This is a genomic window from Methanococcoides burtonii DSM 6242 (assembly GCF_000013725.1).
In the GTDB taxonomy this organism is placed as follows: Archaea; Halobacteriota; Methanosarcinia; order Methanosarcinales; family Methanosarcinaceae; genus Methanococcoides; species Methanococcoides burtonii.
Window position 1 is genome coordinate 359,876 of the sequence record NC_007955.1, and the last position, 21,449, is coordinate 381,324.

The following is a 21,449-nucleotide window of genomic DNA, read 5'->3' on the forward strand; positions in this document are numbered from 1 at the left end:
TATTTAATAGAGGCGATTGGATATCTTTAAAAGTTGAGGTCAGGCAAATAATTCTCATTTTGATAATAGCTTTGTTTTTTTGGTTCATTGAATGTTTGTTATTTGGATGGCTCTGATCTAAATAGACAATAATAGTTCCTTCTCTGTGCAAAACTTGCATCAATGACTAAAGAAAGAAGTGGATATCATCATCCACTAATAATTTTTAATTGTTCATTGTCCATAAAATGACACTGGCGGAGGATGCAAATCTATCGAAATCCGAGTTTATAATGAACATGAGCCATGAAGTAAGGACACCTTTAAATTCAGTAATAGGGTTTTCAAGTGTTTTGCTCGACAAGCCCGGCAATCGGGATGAATCTCAGGTAAGATATCTCCATAATATATTGTTCAATGGCAAACATTTGCTTGAGATATTCAATGAGATCCTTGCCATTTCAAAAATAGAATCTGGGGCAATGGTTTTCCAACCAAAAAAATTCTTAATAAGCAATGTTATTTCTGAAATTGAAACTTCAATGATGCCCTTTGCTTTAGAAAAAGGTATAATTTTAACTCATATTATTGATGTTGAGAATGCGATTATGAATGCTGATGAGTTCAAGTTCAAGCATATACTCTATAACCTGGTACATAATGCCATTAAGTTCACACCCGATGGTAGACATGTTACGATTGAAACAAAGAAATGCGGTAAATCAATGTGCTTTTTTGTAAAAGATACAGGTATTGGTATTTTACCAACTAATCAGATCAAATTGTTTGAGCAATTTTACCAGGTAGATTCCTCAACTACCCGGAAATATGGTGGCATTGGTCTGGGGCTTAACATCGTTAAAAAATTTGTGGAAATACACGGTGGCAAAGTCTGGATCGAAAGTGAAGTTGAAAAAGGAAGCACCTTTGGATTCAGCATACCAGATAATCTCTAAGATATCTCCTTTGAATGGATGTGGGTCGATGCCTTACTAACGAATCAAACATCATTTCAAAATTTATATTATATTTTCAAAGTTTCAGGCATGATCATGTACCCAAAAATTACCATCGATGGTTATCTCTTTTTTCCATATGGGCACTTCTGATTTCACTCGATCCAATGTCTCACTAAGAGCTGCGAACAGTTGCTGGCGGTGGCCTGCTGCTATCACGATATATACGATATCTTCAAGTGGCATTATCCTTCCGGCTTTATGATGAATGAGAACATCGATGATACCATCCTGTTGCATCATTTCTTCCCTTATCTTTTGGATGCTGGCATCTGCGACCTTATCATATTTCTCGAATTCGAGCATTCGGGTCTCGTAATCTTCATTATCAGTCCTTACGATACCGATAAAAGTACCAATTCCACCTGCTTTTACAATTTCTGGATTTGATCTGACCTTTTCTATAAGGGAATTGAGCGTAACGTGGTCCGGTTGTTCCATTAGCATTGAGACGATATTTTCAAGGTTCCAGTCGGCCTTTTCAGGAAGTCTTGCAATAACATTAGAAACGTCCTCATCCATTTCCCCGAGAACGACCTTTGGAACCTCACTGTCCTTTGCACCTTCAACGATGGCAAAATCCATTCCTGCATCAGCAAGTTCATCCAGTGCTTTTTCAAAAGAGGGGTTACGACTTATTGTCACAAGTTCCCTGTCCGTGACGGCAGTTACCATGTCGGCACCGGAATCGAAATGTTTGCCGGTATCAGTATTCGGATCATCAAGACGATGGTCAAGCATCAGTTTGACCGTTCCCACACGACCAAGTTCTAAAAGCTCCTTTACCATTCGGGTAACGAAGGTCGTTTTCCCTGTGTTCTTGTAGCCTATGACTGAAATGACTTTCATATTCATTTCTATTCATGACTTATATAAATAAGTACGGTGAAAGGATGAAAAAAGTTTATTCTTTCTAAAAATATATATCAGAAACTTAAATATGGATTACTTTATATTTATAAAGAATATTATTGTGTTCTATGTGCGGTTATCAGGTACGAATACATGACATGCCATCGGAAGATCGGCCAAGAGAACGCTTGTTGAAACATGGTCCCGGTTTTCTTTCCAATGCAGAACTGCTTTCGGTGATCCTTAGAACAGGGTCAAAGGATGAGAATGTGGTCAGCATGTCCAGTCGTATTCTCTCGGAATACAATCTGAAACAGTTGAGCCAGGCGAACATAAGCCAGCTCACAAAGATACGTGGTATCGGTCCTGCTAAAGCTTCCCAGATAGCAGCTCTTTTCGAACTTGCAAGAAAACTGGAGATCTTCACAGATGATCCGAAAAGGAAGATACGCTCGGCAAACGATGTATATTCTCTGCTCTATCCCAGACATCGTGAATTGAAAAAAGAACATCTTACAGCCCTTTATCTTGATACTAAGAATAATATCATCAAGGAAGAGGTGATCTCCATTGGCAGCCTGAACGCAAACATCGTGCATCCGCGTGAAGTGTTCAAATCAGCTCTCATGGAATCATCAGCGTCAGTCATACTAACGCATAATCACCCCTCAGGCGACCCTGCACCAAGCAGGGAGGACATAGCCGTAACGGAAAAGCTCGTTGAAGGCGGCAAGATCCTTGGCATCAGTGTGTTGGACCATGTGATTATCGGGGACGGCAGGTATGTCAGTTTGAAAGAGGAAGGCTACATAAGCTGATGGGTGAAATTCTGTATTGAAATCACTCATTATCACAAAGCTATTTTCTTCTGTATAAATGGACTGAGATAAGTGAGTACATTATCCAGTGCGTTAATCTCTTCTGTGACCTCGTTTGGATCAGTGTGGATGACCATCAAGACTGTATCAAAGTTATACTGGGTAGAACTGATAGCTGCAATATATGGTGCCTGTGGAATGGATATATCTTTAAAGATCATCATGTATCGAAGATTCCAGATATGGTTCGCATCGTTGTTGGTGTGGATCCCGCAGTGACCTAAAAGGATGGCTCGGATGATACTGGCATCGTAGTTGCTGGAATTGACAAGAAGAAACATGGGTATGTCCTGGGGGATTACACTTGTCACACTACGCCACGCAAATGGGCAGCTGAAGCAATTGCAGCGTTTGAGAAGCATCAGGGTGACCGTGTCATTGGCGAAGTGAACAATGGTGGTGATCTTGTAGAAGCGAACTTGAGATCAGTAGATCCATCAATTCCCTACAAGGCTGTCAGAGCAAGCCGAGGGAAGCAGACCAGAGCTGAACCGATATCGTCTTACTATGAGCAGGGGCGTATCCATCATGTGGGTACATTCCCGGCTCTTGAGGATCAGATGTGTGATTGGATTCCGGGGGAAGGAAGATCTCCTGACCGATGTCTAGCAGAAGGGACCATGGTCATGACAGATGTTGGAGGTATCCCAATTGAGAATATCCGAGAGGGTATGTTTGTTTTGACTCGTGAGGGATACAAGCGGGTACTTGCTGCTGGACAGACGAGTTCGTCATCCGATACAATGACTGTTCATTTTTCGAACGGTGTAACGTTGAACGGTACCGGAAACCATCCTGTGTATGTGGAGGGGAAAGGGTTTACTAATATAGATGCATTAGTATGGTATGATAGGGTGATAACATGCGAAGAGAACTTGTCGAATATAAAGGAATCACGTTTGCAAGATATCCGACGTCTAAAAGCATATCCCGCAGCCGATACTTCTATCCGTTCATCAAAGAAAAGAACGGAACGAAAATCCAAGCTCTTCACCAAGAGATATGGAAAGATGCGAACGGGGAGATACCCGATGGGTACGATATCCACCACAGAGACGGCAACCCTTCCAACAATTAGATTGATAACCTCGAATGTCTATCGAAAAAGGAACACGCTGAGCGCCACAACGACGGATGTAGCGACACACAGAGGGAACACCTCGACAAAGTACGCCCACTTACGAAGGAGTGGCATGCTTCGGGCGAGGGTCATGAATGGCATGTTGAGCATGGAAAGCGGACATGGAAAACTCGTGACATCAAGACAAGGGTATGTGAGCAATGTGGGCGCGAATATGAAACAAAGTGCGCTAGGGATGATATCAGATTCTGTTCTCGCAAATGTATTAACCAATACAATGAGCAGACCAAAAAATATTATGAGAAGCGAATCTGCCCGGTATGTGGATCAGAGTTCGAAGTCAAGAAGTCAAAAAAGCAGGCAACATGCTCACGTAAGTGTGCTTGGGTCATACGGCGCCGGCAAAAGGAAAGTGTACAATCTGACAGTTGAAGAGTGTAACGAGTATTTTGCGAACGGGATCTTAGTCCACAACTGCGATGCACTTGTGTGGGCCTTGACGGAATTACTTCCTCCGGAGAAGCCTGGGAAACCTTTGCCTCGGTTTAGTGGGGGATTTGGTGTGAGTGGTGGGTTAAGAGTCTGATAAGTTAAGCTGCCTGTTTGTTTTGGTCTATATAAATTATATTTTCCCAATGAACATAAGGATCAAACTACTCCACTTTCACCAAGTTATATTTGTTACCCATAGTCCAAGGTGTATTTTCAAAATCAAATATAGGATACCGAGTAATGTAAGGATAATGGGTACTATCTTCACCATCGTTTGGATTAACATGGAAATCCCGATAGAATTCAAGTGTCTCTACTTCATCATTTTTGACATCCAGATGCCACACAGTTGTCTGCAATGTATAGTTCCCAGAACGATTAAGCTTCATAGATATCTTATTGTTTAGTGTGACAGCTTCACCTGAAAGAACGGTTTTTGTCTCAAGGCCACCTCTCCGATCGGAAACAATCTCAAGACTATCACAATTGATAATTTGATGAGTTGGTGGGAATAACGTAGCCGGGAAATCAGAACGTTCAGTATTATAAACGGTGATTTCTAGTTGCAAATTCAAGTATTCAGTATTACCAACTGATTCATGCCCGAGTTCATATCCAACATTTGAAATTTTTAATTCTGGATCTGTTGCTGTTTCTACCGTAGTTCCGATTATCCATACTTCCGAATGACTTGATCAATTTGTCATATTTTACAATCCTTCATTTTTAGAAATCATTATAAATCTCTTGTAAATACCTGATTTTTCCAAACCACTCCATGACTTTTACTTTTATTTTTCACAAAGTCATTTGATTTTACATAGACAAAGCTAATCGATTTACATTTTTTTGATAACCAAGTTGAAATTATCGTTTTCTTAATCGCGTGCGTAGCACTCGATTTCTTTCACAATTGTATGTTTTTAACTTATTCAAAAATGTTTGAACTGGAATTACACATAATGATTTATATCCATCTGAAAGAATCGTAGAAATATCTTCACTGATAGTTGATTTAAACTCACATGCTGTAATTTTCAGAACCGATTTTAACATGTTTAAAATATTGTACAATACACATTGAATTACAAAAAACAGTGTTCTTGCTACAGGTGATACTGAACATGTTCTGATCTTGAACTCGTTTTTCACTCTGTATCCGGTTTCTATGTTCCACCTTTTCTTATATTCCTTCGGAATGCTATTGATGAATTCTTCACATGAGGAGGTATTTTTATTCGTTGCAAATAGAGAATATCCTTTATCTTTGTTGTAGAGTGCAACAATATTAAATGTAGGCCCTCCCTTTTGTAGATCTCAAAACATATATTCCTAAATTCATGAAGAATATGTTCAGAGCTATTATGGTTGATGTAGTTGAAAATAGTGTCAGAGGAGAGTATTTTCAAATTTGAATCCTTTGATTTTAATGCATTACTTGCTGATTCAAGAGAATTAGCAGAGGATGTTGCGGCATGCAACAATACTGTTATAACATCTTGATAATCAAATTTCGCACTGAATGGCAAAGTTATTATACTATTTTTACTAAACAGTTCTGATGATACGGCCAGTAAACTGGCAGTGTTTTCAAAATTCATGGAGCTATTGTTGTGGTGCACACACAACAATTCCATGTTTTTGTAATAACTTTTCTTGAGAATTATGACTGAAAAATATAAAAGAGGCTTAGTTAATCGGAACTATGGTCATTCGGAACTACTGCATGTAATAGAGAGTACCTTTAGAAAATCCCATCTTCTTCCATTCAGAATAAGGCATATCAATGATTTTTTCCTTAGTAGATTTTCAGTAATTTATTGCAATCGCTTGCTGGCCGAAGATCCAATATTTTGATCAACACTTATTTTGCTCACTTACTTCCCACCTGTTCTAACATTCTCTAAGAATGCATCCCCTCTGATCGTTAGTTCATAGTTGATCTTATCAGATGAATCGGTCTTAGCAATATAGAATGAATCTTCCAGCATATCGAGATTAAGTCTTGCTTGCATATTATTTAGATCATATTTGTCTTTTATTTGGTCAAGACTTTTCGGACCATCCTTCATAAATTCGATTATTTTCCTGCGTGTTGGGTTTTGAAGGATTTTCAAAGCAACGGCATGGTCTTCTGAAGGGTTTCGTTTTTTCCCTGCTTCTTTCATCTGTTCGATGAGTTTCTGTTTTTTTCGGTTATTTTCATCTAAATCCATACGCATCATCCATCATGAATAATCATTATTAATTATATCTTTTTTGGTGTCACTTACTTTCTACAGACAATTAAACATCTTTAGTATGTCTAAGCCACTTCATCAGCGAGATTACCTAATGGAATAATTACAAAACTTGTCTGAAATTGTTCATTCTTGTTTCTCTGTTCAAATATTTATCTTCCTGAACAGATAGGAACCTATTACTACCATCAATATCGTAAATCCTGAAAGAACTACAAAACTTATGACAGGGTCTATCTGGGAACTTTCAAGAAGACCATACCTGATACCTTCAACCCCATACGTAAGAGGGTCCAGCAGTGTAAGGAACCTCATATTTGCCGGCAAGCTGTCAATCGGGAATAGAGCGCCAGATAATCCAAATATAGGGAATATGACAAAGTTCATTATAAGCTGGAAGCCATGCATATCCTCCATCCTTGAAGCTATGGCAATTCCAAAAGCTGCGAACGAAAGCCCGATGAGCACCATAAAAACAATGGCTATAACAAATCCAGGAATACTGCTTATCTTAAGCCCCATGAACACTGACAGAATAAAGATTATAAGTCCCTGTATGACGGCTGTGGTAGCCCCTCCAAAAGTCTGACCAAGCATGATCTCAGTTCTTGAGACTGGTGCAACCAATGTTTCTTTCAAAAAACCAAACTGCTTGTCCCATATTATTTCCATACCTGAGAATACCGAAGTGAAAAGAACGCTCATGGAAATGATCCCCGGGATTATGAAGCCTATGTATCCCTGCTCCATACCAGGAAGAACAACTACGGAATTAAGACCAAATCCAAGGACTAACAGAAAAAACACTGGCATACCCAGGCTACCTAAAAGTCTGCTTTTTGAACGAAGATATCGCTTCACGTTCCTTAACCAGATAGTATAAATTATGTCCATTCCGTCACTTCCTTACCCTTTGAGCCATACGCATCCGTTCCTTCCCATTAGCTCCCTCTTCTCTGATGGTCCTGCCTGTAAAATACAGGAACACATCTTCAAGAGTTGGTTTATGAATGGAGATAGAATCAATAGGAATACTATTATCAGAAGCCATAGTAACGATCTGTGCAACATGCTTTTCCGCATTTTGTAAGTCAATGGTGAGAGATGAATCATGAAGCTCAATGTTTTTGATTTCTGGTAAGGACCTAATAACTGAATAGAGTTTATTATTTTCAGAAGAAACTATAGTGATTATATCCCCACCTACATCATTTTTCAATTTATCAGAAGTATCCAGGGCTACTATTCCACCTTTGTCCATGATGGCAATCCGATGGCATAGCTTGTCAGCTTCTTCCATATAATGCGTGGTGAGAATTATGGTAATACCTTTTTCTTTGTTCAATTTCTCTATGTACTTCCAGAGGTGATTCCTTGTCTGCGGATCAAGTCCGAGGGTTGGTTCGTCCAGGAACAGGACCTTTGGTTCATGCAATAGTCCCCTTGCGATTTCCAGGCGTCTTCTCATGCCACCCGAATATGTTTTCACAATATTGTCCTTTTTACCATCCAATTCCACCAGTTCAAGGAGTTCCATTATCTTCTCTTGCCTGATGTTCTTAGGAATACGATAAAGTCTTCCATGAAAATCCATATTTTCATAGGCTGTAAGTTCTTCGTCCAGACTCTGGTCCTGGAATACTATCCCAATGGACTTGCGAACATCATCTTCATTTGTCTGGATGTCAAATCCGTTGACAGATGCTTTTCCAGAGCTTGGTTTGAGCATGGTCGAAAGCATAGACATAGTAGTAGTCTTCCCGGCCCCGTTGGGACCAAGCAGACCAAATACCTCTCCTTGCTTTATGCTAAAGGAAAGGTTGTTTACAGCGGTAAAACCACCAAATTTCTTAGTAAGACCTTCAACTTTAATTGCAAACATTTTTCCTGCACCAGTGCCTTCCAGCATCATGTTTCTTTTTTCCGCAGGGACATGATTGGTAAGTACCAATTCATCCCTATAGTTGCATTTTCTGACGAGCTTCCATAACTTCCTGTGCTGTTTTCTCACGGTTGTAATTAGCAGAGCGCAGTTACCTACCAAGCTTTTTACCCACCTGTTCAGCTGCAAACATCACTTTTTTATCCTCTGTAACATCAGGAATTGTATCCTCATTTATTGGACAGTTAGGTTCATTTTTAGTATAGTTTCCCCCTACCTTGCAGACTTCAACGTATGAGCAATAGTAGCATCCATAAGAACCTATTCCTTCAACATTCGATATAACTTTAATTTTGTTATATAAACAGAATGTATTTAGAAACTCAGTAGATGCCGAAGGGTTTAAACCCCCAAGACTTACATTAACTGCAAGTTATCCCCAGAGGATATCAGCTTCACGGTGCCTGAATTGATACCATCTTTCAAGGAAAGAATCTTGGATAGTCAATAAATATTGGCATACCAAAGGAAAGAGGAAATGGGTATTTTCAACAAAGAAAAACCAACTGAAATGTTTGTCAGATGAAAAGATAGTTAGACATATAAAACTAACCTTAAACGAAAACCCTTACACTGACACCGAATACTTTGCTAAACGCAAGTACAAACAAGGCTCTAAAAAGCTATCAGGAATGTTTAAGACAGTATGGGAAAATCAAAAAGGCAAATGTCCGTTTTGTAATCTACTGATTGACATCGATAATGGTGGAGAAGAAAGACCTCTACACCATTAAAATGGAAATCACAATGACGACAGAACTTGTAACATGGGCAGAAAGAGAAATGGATACAAATCCTTTATTATTAATGAAAATGAAATAAAAGATTAAGAATTATGAATTAACTCTTAATTCACATTTATATATGTTTTAAAATAATAAAACTGGAATATACTCTATTTGTAGATTGCCGTTACTTTTATAACGCCTTACACGTTTTGTTGTCTAGATTATTACATCATTATTACATTGTTATTACATGATCATTGGTGATATTTTTATGAGCAGAAAGATCGACTACCGTGAACTTGGCTTAAAATGCGGACTTGAAATTCATCAGCAACTTGACTCTAAGGAAAAAATGTTCTGTAAATGCCCCACTACGATCCGCAACACGGATGAGTCGAACTTTGAGTTCTTCCGTTATTTGAGACCGACTGCAAGCGAGATGGGTGAGACAGACAAAGCAGCACTTGAGCAGACAAAGGTCAACAGGAAGTACATTTACAAGGCCTACGATACCACATGCCTTATTGAAAATGATGAGGAACCACCAAGGAAACTGAACAGGGAAGTGCTTGACATCGCCCTGTCCATCTCAAAACTCCTGCACATGGTTCCAGTGGAACAACTTCACATGATGAGGAAGATCGTTGTGGATGGCTCGAACACCTCCGGATTCCAGAGGACAGCATTCCTGGCAAATGGCGGGAATCTGGATACTTCCGAAGGTACGGTGGGCATCGATGTGATCTGTGTAGAAGAAGAAGCTGCACAGAAGATAGAAGATGCTGGCGATTCCATAATTTATTCACTCGACAGACTTGGTATCCCTCTTGTAGAGATAGCTACTAATCCAGACATAATCTCCCCTTCCCATGCCAGAGAAACCGCAGCTAAGATTGGCATGCTACTTCGTTCCACAGGAAAGGTCAAGAGAGGAATAGGAACCATCAGGCAGGATGTTAATATCTCCATTGCAAAAGGAGCAAGGGTTGAGATAAAAGGTGTCCAGGCACTCGACCTCATCGAAACCATTGTGGAAAGGGAAGTGGAAAGGCAGGTCAATCTCCTTGAGATACGCAGGTCCCTCAATGAAAGGAATGCCAGTGTTCATGACGAGATATTCGATGTGACCGAGCTCTTCAAAGGCACAGAGTCGAAGGTCATCAAGAGAAGCAACAAGAAAGGGAAGGTATTTGCTGTTCTATTACCTGGTTTTGCCGGACATGTCGGAATGGAAGTACAGCCAGGAAGACGTCTTGGCACTGAATTCTCCGACCGTGCAAAGACATCCGGTGTCGGAGGTATATTCCATACCGATGAGCTGCCCAACTATGGCATTACTGAGGACGAGGTCACAACACTGCGTGAATTCGTTGGTGCCGGTAAAAATGATGCTGTTATAATGGTAGCAGATAAGGAAAAGCGCGCAAGGGGTGCAATGGAAAGTGTACTGATCCGTGCCGCTGAAGCACTTGAATTCATTCCTGAAGAGACCCGGAAGGGATTGCCTGACGGGAACAGCGCTTATATGAGACCACTTCCAGGTGCTTCAAGGATGTATCCTGAAACCGATGTACCACAAGTGGAGATAAGCCGCGAATATTTCGAGTCGATCCCTGTACCGGAATTGCTTACTGAAAGAGCAAAGCGTTTCAGCAAGGAATATGGGCTTAACGAAGAACTAGCGCAAAAGATCGTATATTCACAAGACCTGACGCTGTTCGAAGAGCTCATCTCCCGATTCAGTGCTGACAAGATCATTACAGCCACTCTGATCGTTCGAACTATCACAGGCACAGTTTCCGAACTTAAACGTGATGGTGTTGATGTCGAAAAGATCACTGATGAACACTTTAAGCAGATGTTCGAAGTCATATCTTCAGGAGAGGTTGCTAAAGAGGCAATTGAGAAGATCCTACGCCATGTTGCTCAACGGCCGGATACCTTTGTGAGGGATTTACTGGAAGAGCTTGGGCTTACAGGCACTGATACCACAAAAATTGAAGCTTTCATTGAAAAGCTTGTGGAAGAAAGACAGGATTTCATTACAGAAAAGGGACCTGGAGCTGTCGGACCTCTCATGGGATTAGTCATGGGAGAATTCCGCGGTAAAGTGGATGGTAAAGTTCTCAGCGAACTTTTGAAACAAAAGATTAATGAATTCCTTAACACATAATACTAATTATGATAAATTCCACATATATTAAGAGGAATTTAATAATCAGATCAGCAGTGATACTTCTTGTAACATTAGTGTCACTTCCTCTTGCAGGAGCAGTCACAGTAACTGATCATTACCAGCTTACCGAAGGTATCAATCAGGTAGCTCCTGCATGGAGTCCTGATAGCGATAGGATAGTATATTCTTCTGAGCAGACCATCTGGACAATGAATTCCGATGGAACAAATAAAAATGAGATATATGATAGTATAGTATGGGATGGAGAACCTGTATTCAATACCGATGGTGATAGACTTTATTTTGCATCGGAACATGTCAATCCATACTCTGCTAAATTTATAAGTATCCATGTTGTGGACATTGATGGACTGAATCGCACACAGATCACTAAAAATGCTGATATGAGAGCACCCGCTGTAAGTCCTGACGGTACACAACTAGCATACCTTTCAAAACTTTCTGGAAACTATGAAATATGGGTAATGGATATCGATGGAAGCAATCAAACACAGATAACAGACTCTGATATCGATGAAGGTGTACCTGCATGGAGTCCTGATGGAAAACATATCATATATTCACTAGAGGGAAATATCTGGAAGGTCAACATAGGACCGAAGGTCCCGAGCATCCTGAAAGAGAATTACTATACTAGCTACAACCCCGTATTCAATCCAGAAGGAACGAAGGTAGCTTATGTTTTAGAAACAAATGGGGTAAAGGACATCTGGATAATGAATGCTGATGGGAAGGGAACGAAGCAGCTTACTTTTTCAGATCAAGATGAGATAGACCCTGCATGGAGTCCTGATGGGAAAAGTATAGCATATTCCTCAAATAAAGCTGGTGAGTTCAACATATGGAAAATGGAACTTTCAATGACCGAAGCAACCATTCCTCATGATCCTGAATATAAAGATGAGGACGATCTGGTAGAAAATAATTTCATCATTGAAAAACTGGAGGATCTTGCAAGATCATCACCATTAGGAGTATTTATAGGAGCTTTTATTCTGGGTTCTGCGCTAGTAATTATGATCACTAAGAGTTTCATGAAAGGGTTGTAAGGACAACTCGCCTCATTCTTTTTTATGACCTTATTGCTGCTTACTAGTGTTTCATATTATTCTTTTCAATACTTTTTTGATCAAATCGATATTTATTATAGCTTTATCAGGAATAGTGCTATCAAATATCCAACCACATAATAGAGACATCGCTACAAAGACCCTACCATATTTTGCATATATCCTATAGAAATGAGATGGCTGAAAGGTTGGTACTATTCGATATAGGAACAGAGTGATAGCCCCAAGAAATGCGAAAGTTATCTCTTTATTCTCACGTACTCATAACCAGATGAGATAAAACCCACCAATCTACAGAATACAAGTACATTTATATACTGACAGTTTCTTTACGAAGCTCAGCTAACATTAACAAGATATGTCACAAGAATGTATCGAATGGAATTAAAGAACAATACTATAGAGCACTTTAAGGAAAGTTATCAAGTGTTTTGAGCAGGGTTTGTAATAATTGTGATATTTCCAATTGTCTTTGTAATGGCTTCGGTCTTGAAAGTGTTGATAGGCCATTATAAGGCCATAATTGGATGTATGCTTGTTTTTCCATTGATAATTCAAAGCATTTCATTTCCACATGAATATTCACAAGTTTTCATCATCTGGATTTACGTTTTTCGTAAAACTCCACCCTATTTATGTTATTGGGACTTCTTTCGAGAATTTGTGAAAATTACAAGTAGATAGTAATTTTTAAAATGGGATAATTATGGCATTTATAGAAAAACTAAATAGTGACGAAATAAACTTCAAAAACGAGGTCCTATCCGGACTGACAGTTTCATTGGCTCTCGTGCCTGAAGCTGTAGCTTTTTCAATTATAGCGAATGTCAGTCCATTGGTCGGACTATACTCTGCATTCATCATTGGACTAATAACTGCGATATTAGGCGGCAGACCGGGAATGATCTCAGGTGCTACAGGTGCAATCGCAGTTGTGGTTGTGGCTCTGGTAATCCAACATGGAGTAGAGTATCTTTTTGCTGCCGTAGTTCTAATGGGAATTATCCAAATGATCATTGGAGCTTTGAAATTGGGTAAATTCATTAGGCTCGTTCCACATGCTGTGATGTTTGGATTTGTAAATGGACTGGCTATAGTGATCTTCATGGCACAACTTGCCCAGTTCAAGGTCACTGACATTAATGGTATCGAGCACTGGTTAGGTGGACAGGCACTTCTGGTCATGTTAGGTTTTGTAGGATTGACCATGGCCATCATCTATTTGTTGCCACGGTTCACAAAGGCAGTTCCCGCTTCACTGGCTGCAATAATAGTTGTCTCAACCATCGTAATCTATTTCCAGATACAGACAAGAACTGTTGGAGATATTGCATCTATTGCAGGCGGTTTTCCGAAGTTCCATTTGCCAAAGGTACCACTGAATTTAGAGACAATAAAGATAATTTTCCCATATTCGCTCATAATGGCACTGGTGGGATTGATCGAAAGTCTATTGACACTTACTGTTATCGATGAAATGACCGAGACCAGAAGCCGGGGAAATAAAGAAAGTGTTGCACAAGGTGTTGCAAATCTGGTTTGTGGGTTCTTTGGAGGCATGGGCGGCTGTGCAATGATCGGACAGAGCCTCATCAACATAAATTCAGGCGCGAGGAACAGGATATCAGGTATCGTTGCAGCTCTTGGTCTGTTATTTTTCGTGTTAGTAGGTTCATCTCTTATCGAAAAGATACCAATGGCAGCATTGGTCGGTGTGATGTTCGTGGTTGCCATAGGAACATTTGAATGGGCATCATTAAAGATATTCAGAAAAGTACCAATCACAGATGTCCTTGTGATGGTAGTCGTTGCAAGCATAACCGTTATCTATCACAATCTTGCAGCAGCAGTGATCGCGGGTGTCATCATTTCTGCATTGGCGTTTGCATGGGAACATGCTAAACTCGTGCGTTCAAGAGAAATAGTAGATGACAATGGGATCAAACACTACGAATTCTTTGGCCCGTTGTTCTTTGGCTCAGTTACAGAATTCCAAAGCAAGTTCGATGTGCTGAACGATCCTGACGAGATAATTATCGACCTTAAGGAATCAAGGGTTGCTGACCACTCTGCTATCGAAGCATTGAACAAGATCACTGAACGCTACGCTAAGGTTGGTAAAACGGTACATCTGCGACATTTAAGCGAAGATTGCAGAGTATTGTTGGACAATGCATCTGCCATAATTGACGTCAATCACTGGGAAGATCCACATTATAAAGTGCCTTCCGATATACTGGGATAAGACGTGGTGGGTAGACTGAGTTTACCCACACTATACTAAAAAAAATAGATAAAGGCTCAATTTCGGCCTTCCGATCAAAATTATATCAGCTCAATTATTACACTGCTAATCGGAATACCTCTTTTCTTATTTTATCGCTATTATTATTCAGCAAAGTCATTTCAAGCAGTTCGAACTTTTAAGAAAGGTATATGTTTATAGCTTTAGGAACTTTCATTCCACCATGAGTGCAGGTAATACCAGAGCAAATATCAAAGTTGGAGCAAATGTAGGCATCGTCTTAAAGAACGATCAACGATCCGGTAAAATAACTCAAGGCGTTGTAAAGAGAATTCTAACCAAGTCTTCCACTCACCCTCACGGAATAAAGGTTCAACTGGAAGATGGTCAGGTTGGAAGAGTAAAAGAGATCAATAACTAAAAAGCAGACCAACGAATTGATCCGATCGATAAGTTACATAAGTAACTTATATCAGCATCTTCCCTCTTTGCCAATCATTGATGATCTTAATAGCGATCCTCATTTCGTCCACTTCCCCACCCTTTTTAAGGCAATTTCCCTTCAGACCTATGAGCTCTAAGACCTTTTCGGGATTATTTTCCTTTATCTCTATATTGTAGAACTCTTCAAGTACAGACTTATTATTATCACAGATGTGTGCAATGATCTTCATGGCCACTCCTATGGGATCATTCAGGTGAGTGGCATCTTTAACTCCAAGAAGACCCTGCCTGTACTCATCGTTATCACCAAAAGGTATGACACCAGGCGTATCAATGAAAACTATTCGGGAACCGGCCTTCACAATTTGCACTCCCTTTGTGTGTCCGGATATTGAAGACGTACCTGCTTTGTTCTTTCCGGCCACTCCATTGATGACCGAAGATTTTCCGGTGTTTGGGTAACCGAGGGAACCGATCAAAATATTTCGCCCCTGAATGTCAGCGATCTCAAGGATCTTATGCCTCAACATGGTCGTACCATACCGTTCCTTACTGGAAACAAAGACCGTTGGTGCAACCTTTGATAATCGGGATTTGGCTTTCTGAAGAGTTTCCTTTGATACAAGATCACATTTGCTGAGAACTATTATCAGTGGCTTACCCGAACGTTTAACATCACGTTCGACCTCAAGGTTTCTAGTCTCATCCGGAAAACGAGCATCCACGACCTCAAGAAGGATATCGGCCTGCTTTATGACATCCTTTACCATCAACTTGTAACTTGCCATTACATGTTTTACAACATGAGCCTATAAGGATGTGTTGAGAGGTTCAGGAATTATCCTGCTTTTGGAGTAGCAAATGGTAGATATGACCTCACATCATACCGCTTGATCACACTTCAATCCCCACACCTCACAATCTCATCTCACAAAACAAAGATAGAAACGTTCTTGTCAGCCGAGTATAGCATCAATTCATTCCACCTCTTTTGTAATTTACATAGGTGCTCAAAGGGATCAATGTCAGGAATTGCATCAGTAATTACAAGCTCTATGTTCCTGAGAGCTTCCTAGCTTCCAACACTATCACCTTTACTCAGATATTCTTCAGACAGCAAACGACAGGATTTACCAATCTTTTCTTCAAGATCGTCACCAAGGAAACTTCCAGGATAACAGCTCAGATCTTCCGCAGACAGCATGATCATTCCATCGGTCTCTTTCTGGCTCATGAGCTTTGCCCGCTCATAGACAAATCTGTAAATGTCTTCCCTCACCCTTTTCCACGTTGGATGGGATTTGGCAGGAGGCAGGTGCTTGATGGCAAGCTCATTGTCAAGGAGGAAGGAATGCCCGAACATTCTTGCATTGATAAGATAATCGATGTCCTCACCCCGTGAAACCATCGGGTCGAAAGGAACTTTCATGAACAGGTCCCGATGAATCACCATATTCCCGCCAAAGACGAAAGGAGTCTCCTTGAGCCTTGGAGATGTGTCTATGATCTCATCAAAAGCTTCGTTCATGCAGATATTCTTATCCCAGTATTTAGTCCAGGGATTTTCAGGAACTTCGACATGATAATCCCCGTTAGGCTGGAGATAGTACCCTGCAACCGCATTGATGAACCTGCCCTCATGGTATTTCCCTATGAATTCCTTTGCCTTGGATATGAATTGCGGGTCTTCGAAGACCTCATCGTCATCGATAAGGAGTGCGACATCTGAACCCATTATGTGAGGAACAAAAAGGCACATGTTCCTTATGTTGGAATATCCTGTGAGTGAAAGCAGATCACAGTATTCCCCCATGCCATCCTTTTTCAGGACCTCATGCAACTTTTCCAGATGCGATGGCCCGAACATGTGAACCCTGACATCGGCATTCGAAGAGGATCTGATGACATCCCTTACCTTCTGCTCGACCTGTTCCGCGATCTCCATATTATTTGGAGCCACCAGCACCACCAGTTCAAAATCCGTATCTTCAAGTATTACCAGACTCTCGATAGCTCTCCCAAGCGTACCCTCAGAGTCTAAAGGCGTGGCATGATCATATACAGCATCACCTTCAAGCCAGCCTATGCTACTTTCTCTTCCCCAGTAACTGGGAATGACCATTGTTAGTTTCAAAATTATGTATCCCCTGATATTTAATTTGTTTGAATACTAATAATATTTACGGTGATTTATAAGGTGATGAAGTATAATTGTTTTTGTTTTTTTGGATTTATTCTTAGATGACAAAATTGAATGAAATGTAAACCTTAGGAGTGAAAACTATGACTTACATTTGTCCAAAGTACCAGGTATCTCTTACAGATTATGATTATTTAAAGATCCCCTGTATCGTTGATGAGAAAGAAAATCCATTTGCCACATGTCCAGTGTGTGGTAAAGACTCGAATATAATCACTAAATGGAGCCGTCAGGAAGGAAATAACATAAGGAGAATATATAAGGATATTATAGTATTACTGTTGACTAACTCTAAGTTATTTGTGCAAAAAATATTAGTGTAGAGAATTCCGATAAACCTCGGAAACAGACGCAATATTTATAATATATTACAATAATTTTGTATTATGTCCTTAACAAACTTTGCTTTTAAAGAAGAGTACAAACGTCTTGAAAATCTCGGTGACAAGCTCTCTGAAATTGAATCTCTCATCGATTGGAAACCATTTCGTCCAATTATAGCAGAGATGTATATCAATAAAACAGAGTTCGGTGGCAGACCAAACGTTGATGAAATCGTCATGCTCAAAATGTTAGTATTGCAACAATGGCATGGACTATCTGACCCTGAACTTGAAAGACAAGCTACTGACAGAATTTCCTTTAGGAAATTCTTGGGCTTTCCTGCAAAAATTCCAGATCATACTACTGTTTGGGCATTTAGAGAACGAATTGCTCAATCAGGAAAAGAAGATGAAATCTGGAATGAAATGCAAAGACAACTTGATAAGAAAGGTTTGAGGATCAAACAAGGTATGATTCAGGATGCAACATTTATACATGCTGATCCAGGACATGCAAATCTTGATACTCCTCGTGGAAATGAAGCAAAGACCAGAAGATGTAAGGACGGTACATGGACAAAAAAGGCATCTAAGTCACATTTTGGATATAAACTACATACCATTGAAGATACCGAATATGATCTGATAAGGAGATATAGGACAACTACTGCCTCAGTTCATGATAGTCAGGTGGATCTTTCTGAAGAAGGCGAAGTTGTTTACAGAGATAGAGGTTACTTTGGTGCAATTTCAAAAGGATATGATGCAACTATGCAAAGGGGCGTGCGAGGTCATCCTATTGGTATTAGGGATAAGATGAGAAACAAAAGAATAAGCAGGAAAAGAGCAAAGGGAGAAAGACCTTATGCTGTTATCAAAAATGTGTTTACGTCAGGATTTGTAAGAGTAACAACGTTGGCAAGAGTAAATGTCAAAATGGCGATTACAGCATTCAGCTATAATCTCTATCAATTGAGGACAATAAGAAGAAAATCATTAGGATGAATAGCGGTAGCTATTCAAAAAAGTTGGAAAGTATATAAATAGATACTAGCAAACTGCTGGAAATAGAGAGAAAAGCTCAAAATTTTAGCTGGAAAAATTTGCTTTGAAAAAAATCAGCAGTTAATCGCAATTCTCTGTAGTACAAACATTATTATCAATGTAGTACATATGTTATTATTAATGTTTTTACTAAGTATTTTTTGAGAAGATTTTCTGTACTTTCTCAATAACGATATAATGCATTCTACAAAATTCTAAAAGTTAAATTTGGAAGGCGATAATAATATGACATTTCACATTGTTGGCATTGGGGCTTCTGCTGGTGGACTTGAGGCGATTGCAGAGTTTTTTGAGAACATGCCTCACAATTCCGGAATGGCATTTATTGTAGTTCAACACCTTTCACCGGACTACAAGAGCTTAATGGTAGAGATCCTTTCAAAACATACGCAAATGGAAGTTCTTCGTGCAGAAGAAGGAATGCTAGTTGAACCTAATAAGGTATACTTAATCCCACCCAAAAAGAACCTATCAATATTTAATCAAAGACTTTTAATCGAACAAAGTAGCAGTACTCTGCCAAATTATCCTGTCGATATATTGTTTCGTTCTCTTGCACAAGACCAGGCTGAAAAAGCTATAGCTATAATTTTATCAGGAACAGGGAGCGATGGCTCTCTTGGTATTCATCACATCAAAGAGAATGGTGGAATTGTAATAGTACAAAATCCAGAATCAGCAAAGTTAAGTGGAATGCCAGAAAATGCAATATCCACAGAGCTTGTTGATTTTATACTTACACCAGCACAAATGCCATCACAATTAATTTCATTTATAGACCATCCACCTGTAACTAATAATAATCATGAGGATTTATTATTAATATCTCCAAATGAATTCGATATTATTTTATCTATACTCCGTAATAGAAATAATTTCGACTTTAGTGAATATCGATCAAATACGATCTTAAGAAGAATAGAGCGTAGAATGATAATGAATCAGGTTACCAACTTAAAAGATTATATTATGATCTTACAAAATAATCCAAGTGAAGCAACGGTTCTTCACAAAGAGATTTTGATAGGTGTTACAAGCTTTTTCCGTGATGAAAGTGCTTTTGACGAGTTACAGAATAAATGGCTACCTATTTTGTTTTCTGAAAAAAAGGACAAAAATCTTCGACTATGGGTCGTGGGGTGTTCTACAGGTGAGGAAGCATATAGCGTTGCAATTGTACTAAAAGAATTGATGGACAAGTTGAATAACTACTTTAATGTTAAAATATTCGCAACTGATATTAATCAAGAAGCCATAAATAGTGCTTCCGTTGGTTTTTTTCCGAAAAGTATACTTGGTAACATCTCTAGTGAAAGGCTATCGAAATATTTTGTTCCAAAGGACTCAGGTTTCCAGATTTCGAGAGATATCAGGCAAATGGTTATATTTGCACAACATGATATAATAAAAGATCCACCATTTAACAATATAGATATGATCACTTGCCGTAACATGCTTATCTATATGCAACCTGTACTTCAAACAAAAGTTCTTGATCTTTTAAATTATTCATTAAAGAAAAAAGGTATACTTTTTTTGGGATCATGTGAGACGTCCGGAGCACTTGTCGAGTACTTTGAAACCTTAAGTAGCAAATGGAAAATCTATAGTTCAAAAGGACGTACAAAACAAATTGATGCAAAAAGGATGTATGCAAAAACAATCACGTTTCCGGATAAAGAAAAACAAGTTTCTATAAATATATATAAAGACTCTTCTTATATGCAAGAAGACAAACTTATTAAAAGGTTATTATCAATCCTGCCGGATAAATATTTACCTTTAACTGCTGTTGTCGGAAGTGATATGACTCTCCGGTATTTGGTAGGCAACTCTGAAGATTACTTCAAATTACCAGCTGGCAAATTGGAATATAACATAACTAAAATGGTACCTAAGGAACTAATAATTCCTCTGTCAACAGGCCTTAAAAAAGTATTCCAAAATGAAGAAGACTTGAGCTATAACAATATACACTTTAAATCGAAAAATAATACTCAGTACATAAAGTTGAATCTGAAACTTCTTCCCCATAAATTTGGTGAAGAAGCACTCGCTGCAGTTTTCTTTGAAGAGATTAACTCTGACAAGGGTAACAATTTCAACGACGTTAATTTAGAATATGATATTGGTAGGGAAACGAAACAGCACATAAATGATCTTGAACAAGACCTACTGCTTACCAAAGAGACACTTCATGCAGCTATTGAAGAACTTGAAACTTCAAACGAAGAGTTACAGTCAACTAATGAGGAATTGCTTGCCAGCAACGAAGAGCTTCAAAGTACAAACGAAGAATTGCATAATGTAAATTCAGAATATCAATTAAAAATAATTGAATTGACAGAACTTAACAATGATTTTAAAAATCTTCTTTCAACTGTACAGATTGGTACGCTTTTCCTCGATGAAAATTTAAATGTTAGAAAATTTACAGCACCAATGGATAATTTATTTGCTCTTGATAACAGTGATATTGGCAAATCTATCTATAACCTAAAAAATAAAACGACTGTTGAAGATCTAGTAAATAAATTCGTACAGGTTCACAAAACTATAAAATCTCAAGAAATAGAAGTTAAAACAAAAGATGGAATAGAATTTGAATTAAAGATAATTCCTTATGATATCGGACAAAACAACTATTCGGGAGTTATGATTACTGCTCTTGACAAGACTTGCAAATAAAAATATGGT

The 21,449-nt window shown here is 39.0% G+C and carries 18 protein-coding genes and 3 pseudogenes; 11 read left to right on the forward strand and 10 right to left on the reverse strand.

Annotated features, from left to right (window positions below; translation table 11 throughout):
• Positions 1-227: 227 nt before the first annotated feature.
• Entirely contained in the window at positions 228-935 is a 708-nt protein-coding gene (locus tag MBUR_RS01935; RefSeq protein ID WP_011498537.1) for a sensor histidine kinase, read from the forward strand.
• Positions 936-1,019: 84 nt separating this feature from the next.
• Here MBUR_RS01935 and MBUR_RS01940 read toward each other — a convergent pair whose 3' ends face one another.
• Positions 1,020-1,844 carry a molybdopterin synthase gene (locus MBUR_RS01940; RefSeq protein ID WP_048063150.1) on the reverse strand — a complete coding sequence of 275 codons (825 nt, stop codon included), beginning with the start codon at positions 1,842-1,844 and terminating at the stop codon, positions 1,020-1,022.
• A gap of 131 nt (positions 1,845-1,975) precedes the next feature.
• Here MBUR_RS01940 and radC point away from each other — a divergent pair, with 131 nt between their 5' ends.
• Complete coding sequence (gene radC / locus MBUR_RS01945) at positions 1,976-2,665, forward strand: RadC family protein (RefSeq protein WP_011498539.1); 690 nt, start codon at positions 1,976-1,978, stop codon at positions 2,663-2,665.
• 32 nt (positions 2,666-2,697) lie between these two features.
• On the opposite strand, the gene MBUR_RS12800 is transcribed toward radC, so the two are convergent.
• Positions 2,698-3,036, reverse strand: coding sequence for a hypothetical protein (locus tag MBUR_RS12800; RefSeq protein ID WP_157196618.1), 339 nt, complete (start codon positions 3,034-3,036; stop codon positions 2,698-2,700).
• Between MBUR_RS12800 and MBUR_RS14685 the strand changes: the two are divergent.
• The 3 genes and pseudogenes from MBUR_RS14685 to MBUR_RS14695 form a co-directional block, all read left to right on the forward strand.
• Positions 3,016-3,234 (forward strand): annotated as a pseudogene (locus tag MBUR_RS14685) (ATP-binding protein); the annotation flags it as partial. The gene MBUR_RS12800 and the pseudogene MBUR_RS14685 overlap by 21 nt on opposite strands.
• 353 nt (positions 3,235-3,587) lie before the next feature.
• Positions 3,588-3,803 carry an HNH endonuclease signature motif containing protein gene (locus tag MBUR_RS14690; protein ID WP_157196619.1) on the forward strand — a complete coding sequence of 72 codons (216 nt, stop codon included), beginning with the start codon at positions 3,588-3,590 and terminating at the stop codon, positions 3,801-3,803.
• Between the two features lie 301 nt (positions 3,804-4,104).
• The gene (locus MBUR_RS14695) at positions 4,105-4,392 is read left to right on the forward strand and encodes a hypothetical protein (RefSeq protein WP_394295783.1); all 288 of its coding nucleotides are present in this window, start codon (positions 4,105-4,107) and stop codon (positions 4,390-4,392) included.
• Between the two features lie 67 nt (positions 4,393-4,459).
• On the opposite strand, the gene MBUR_RS01955 is transcribed toward MBUR_RS14695, so the two are convergent.
• The 5 genes and pseudogenes from MBUR_RS01955 to MBUR_RS01975 form a co-directional block, all read right to left on the reverse strand.
• A complete protein-coding gene (locus MBUR_RS01955; protein WP_048063151.1) occupies positions 4,460-4,867 on the reverse strand; it encodes a hypothetical protein in 408 nt (135 codons plus the stop codon).
• A gap of 298 nt (positions 4,868-5,165) precedes the next feature.
• Positions 5,166-5,935 (reverse strand): annotated as a pseudogene (locus MBUR_RS13265) (hypothetical protein).
• 240 nt (positions 5,936-6,175) lie between these two features.
• On the reverse strand, positions 6,176-6,514 hold the full coding sequence (locus MBUR_RS01965; protein ID WP_048063153.1) for a winged helix-turn-helix domain-containing protein: 339 nt from the start codon (positions 6,512-6,514) through the stop codon (positions 6,176-6,178).
• A gap of 168 nt (positions 6,515-6,682) precedes the next feature.
• Positions 6,683-7,432, reverse strand: coding sequence for an ABC transporter permease (locus MBUR_RS01970; RefSeq protein WP_011498544.1), 750 nt, complete (start codon positions 7,430-7,432; stop codon positions 6,683-6,685).
• A 4-nt stretch (positions 7,433-7,436) separates the two neighbouring features.
• The gene (locus MBUR_RS01975; protein WP_011498545.1) at positions 7,437-8,420 is read right to left on the reverse strand and encodes an ATP-binding cassette domain-containing protein; all 984 of its coding nucleotides are present in this window, start codon (positions 8,418-8,420) and stop codon (positions 7,437-7,439) included.
• 1,059 nt (positions 8,421-9,479) lie between these two features.
• Between MBUR_RS01975 and gatE the strand changes: the two genes are divergently transcribed.
• Entirely contained in the window at positions 9,480-11,381 is a 1,902-nt protein-coding gene (gatE, locus tag MBUR_RS01985) for a Glu-tRNA(Gln) amidotransferase subunit GatE (RefSeq protein WP_011498546.1), read from the forward strand.
• A gap of 8 nt (positions 11,382-11,389) precedes the next feature.
• A complete protein-coding gene (locus MBUR_RS01990; RefSeq protein WP_011498547.1) occupies positions 11,390-12,454 on the forward strand; it encodes a TolB family protein in 1,065 nt (354 codons plus the stop codon).
• A 51-nt stretch (positions 12,455-12,505) separates the two neighbouring features.
• On the opposite strand, the pseudogene MBUR_RS14700 reads toward MBUR_RS01990, so the two are convergent.
• A pseudogene (locus MBUR_RS14700) lies at positions 12,506-12,724 on the reverse strand (hypothetical protein); the annotation flags it as partial.
• A 457-nt stretch (positions 12,725-13,181) separates the two neighbouring features.
• Between MBUR_RS14700 and MBUR_RS01995 the strand changes: the two are divergent.
• Together MBUR_RS01995 and MBUR_RS02000 are read left to right on the forward strand one after the other, a co-directional pair.
• A complete protein-coding gene (locus tag MBUR_RS01995) occupies positions 13,182-14,720 on the forward strand; it encodes a SulP family inorganic anion transporter (protein ID WP_011498548.1) in 1,539 nt (512 codons plus the stop codon).
• Positions 14,721-14,943: 223 nt separating this feature from the next.
• On the forward strand, positions 14,944-15,141 hold the full coding sequence (locus MBUR_RS02000; RefSeq protein ID WP_011498549.1) for a YwbE family protein: 198 nt from the start codon (positions 14,944-14,946) through the stop codon (positions 15,139-15,141).
• Between the two features lie 46 nt (positions 15,142-15,187).
• Here MBUR_RS02000 and MBUR_RS02005 read toward each other — a convergent pair whose 3' ends face one another.
• Together MBUR_RS02005 and MBUR_RS02010 are read right to left on the reverse strand one after the other, a co-directional pair.
• Positions 15,188-15,952, reverse strand: coding sequence for a GTPase (locus MBUR_RS02005; RefSeq protein WP_011498550.1), 765 nt, complete (start codon positions 15,950-15,952; stop codon positions 15,188-15,190).
• Positions 15,953-16,236: 284 nt separating this feature from the next.
• Entirely contained in the window at positions 16,237-17,298 is a 1,062-nt protein-coding gene (locus MBUR_RS02010; RefSeq protein ID WP_011498551.1) for a glycosyltransferase family 2 protein, read from the reverse strand.
• A 452-nt stretch (positions 17,299-17,750) separates the two neighbouring features.
• Between MBUR_RS02010 and MBUR_RS02020 the strand changes: the two genes are divergently transcribed.
• Both MBUR_RS02020 and MBUR_RS02025 read left to right on the forward strand, forming a co-directional pair.
• Positions 17,751-18,692: an IS5-like element ISMbu1 family transposase gene (locus MBUR_RS02020; protein ID WP_011498552.1), complete on the forward strand. Its 942-nt coding sequence runs from the start codon at positions 17,751-17,753 to the stop codon at positions 18,690-18,692.
• A 267-nt stretch (positions 18,693-18,959) separates the two neighbouring features.
• A complete protein-coding gene (locus tag MBUR_RS02025; protein ID WP_157196621.1) occupies positions 18,960-21,440 on the forward strand; it encodes a chemotaxis protein CheB in 2,481 nt (826 codons plus the stop codon).
• Positions 21,441-21,449 lie beyond the last annotated feature (9 nt).